Below are 2,210 nucleotides of genomic sequence, written 5' to 3' on the forward strand. Positions count from 1 at the left end.
TGAAAAAAGATCAATTTCTTGCAACAAGAGGATTTACTCCCTTACGAACATAAATGGAGGTCCGATTTATATTCTCATAAAATCGGGATCATAGATTACATGGCCTCTTTTTTTTCTACACAAACAACTTACAGAAAGATTGTTCCTAAGATTCTTAATCCAGGAGATCGGCTTGAAGTTGTATATACTCTTTATGAAGAATTTCGAAAAAGATCCTATATTAGAAAAAAGATACTATGATGTAGTTTGGAAAACTTGTTTTTCCTCGGGAGTGCTCATTGAAAATCCTAAAGTATTAAAAAAAGTGCTTCAAGAATTTTCCGAAAGAAAAGAAACCCTCTGATTTGTTTGAGCCAAATTGCTCAAAGATATTTCTGAAAAAGAATACAAACAAATTTCAAGATCCCTTTCATGATCCCTATTACTCTTTCAATAAAGCGGAAACTCAAAAATTTTCAGAGTTTTGGTACAATCGAGTCGAACTTTTATCGGAACTGGACAAATTCCTGCAAAAAAATCCGGAACTGCAAAAAGAATGGAAACGCACGGCGTGGATCTCCGCCATTTCTTCCGGTGTCATCGCCTATCGTCCTCCCCTACTTGAAAGGGCATTTCGAGAGTTTCCGATGGAAAGCGCAAAGTCCGCTCTAAATCTATTTGTGGCCGCATACAAAAGTCAAAATCGCCAATCCATAGATATCATCGTAAAAAATCTAAAGGATGCGGACAGTTTTCCTTTAGATCAATTGCACGAAACAAACATACAGCATATATTAAAATATCCTGATTTAGTGGAAAAATTACTTCAGACGGGCTGGGATCCAAATCACATTTTGAAACGGAAGGAATGGATATACAAACTAGGAAACCAAGAAATTACGGTAAAAGAGGAAACTTCTCTTCTCATTCTTTCGATACAAGGCGTTTTTGTCCCTGCGGAAACGTTTCAGATTCTACTGAAATACGGAGCCAAACCCAATTTAGGAGTAAAAGAATACCATCGTGGAAAAAGTGAATATGAGCTACTCTATCCAATGGGCGCCGCCCAAGAAGAACTAAGATTAGGTTACGTAAACGAAGCGACAAAACCAAAACGGAAAGTTCTCACGGATTGGACGGAATCGTCCCTGAAAGAATTTCACGTAAAATATCCGATCTATTCCATTCTTCAGTCTTATGTAGAAGCAAAAAACGTCTATGCCGTTGAAAAAACGTTAGCCGGCATCGACTTGATTTCTATGGAAAAGGAAATGCTTCGACTCCGAAAAGAAAATCTTTTTTCTGCTCGTGTCCATAGATTCCCTGGAGACAAAATCAGAAAAATAAGTATTTTAGAAAACGTATCTTCTCTCGCAACTGCATATTTCAAATACGAAGGAATAAGGGAATGCCTAACCGGAAGACATTCCGAAGCGTTCGAAATTCAAAAGATATTCTACGATGTGATCGGAAAAGACGAAGACTTGAAACGCTTCTTTTTAGAAAACTTAAGGAAAAACGGAACCTTCCGAAAAGATCCCTTTAAGGAAGATCCCTTTAAGGAAGATCCCGTCTTTTGTGGAACTTATGATAAAACCTGAGATTACATACAAACAAAAAGAATAAAAACAGAACGAACCAAGGCACTCCGATCTAAAAAATCACAACATACGTTTTGGTAGGTATGTCAACGGCGATGATTTAGAGTGAATAAAATTCTACAATAATAAATGGAATCTTTTTATCTATGATTCGAATAAATATTCAAAAATTCTTATGGATCTTTTGTTTGTTGGGATTTAGTTGTAGAACCAAATTCAACGATTTTGATAGACGAATCTACGTGGTTGAAGGATTGAAAAGACAGAATGCCCAAGAGGAAAAAATTTCGGAAAAACGAAAGCAAACCAGCGCTCCTAATTCCCCGCTTGTAACGATCAGATGGAGTCGGAATTTTAGACCTAGTTATAAATAAAACTCAATTTAGAGACGTGGAATCTAAATTCGGAAATCAATATATTAGGAATCACTTTAATGATGAAGTTATAGAAATACACTACGAATCTCTGGGGCTTTCCTTTGTTTTCGACGATCATAGAGAAGAAATACGCGAAATAAAAATACAACCTCCCTTTTTGGCAATTACCTCCAAAGGAATCGTATTAGGAAAAAGTACATTACAAGAAGTGATGGATATCTATGGAAAAGCGGCAGATACATCGGGGAGAAAA

General features: G+C 36.5%; 2 pseudogenes. Both read left to right on the forward strand.

Annotated features, from left to right (window positions below):
• Positions 1–1,580, forward strand: a pseudogene (locus LEP1GSC062_RS12290) (YceK/YidQ family lipoprotein); the annotation flags it as partial.
• 146 nt (positions 1,581–1,726) lie between these two features.
• Positions 1,727–2,210: pseudogene (locus LEP1GSC062_RS12295) on the forward strand (hypothetical protein); the annotation flags it as partial.

The organism is Leptospira alexanderi serovar Manhao 3 str. L 60, from assembly GCF_000243815.2.
Taxonomy (GTDB): domain Bacteria; phylum Spirochaetota; class Leptospiria; order Leptospirales; family Leptospiraceae; genus Leptospira; species Leptospira alexanderi.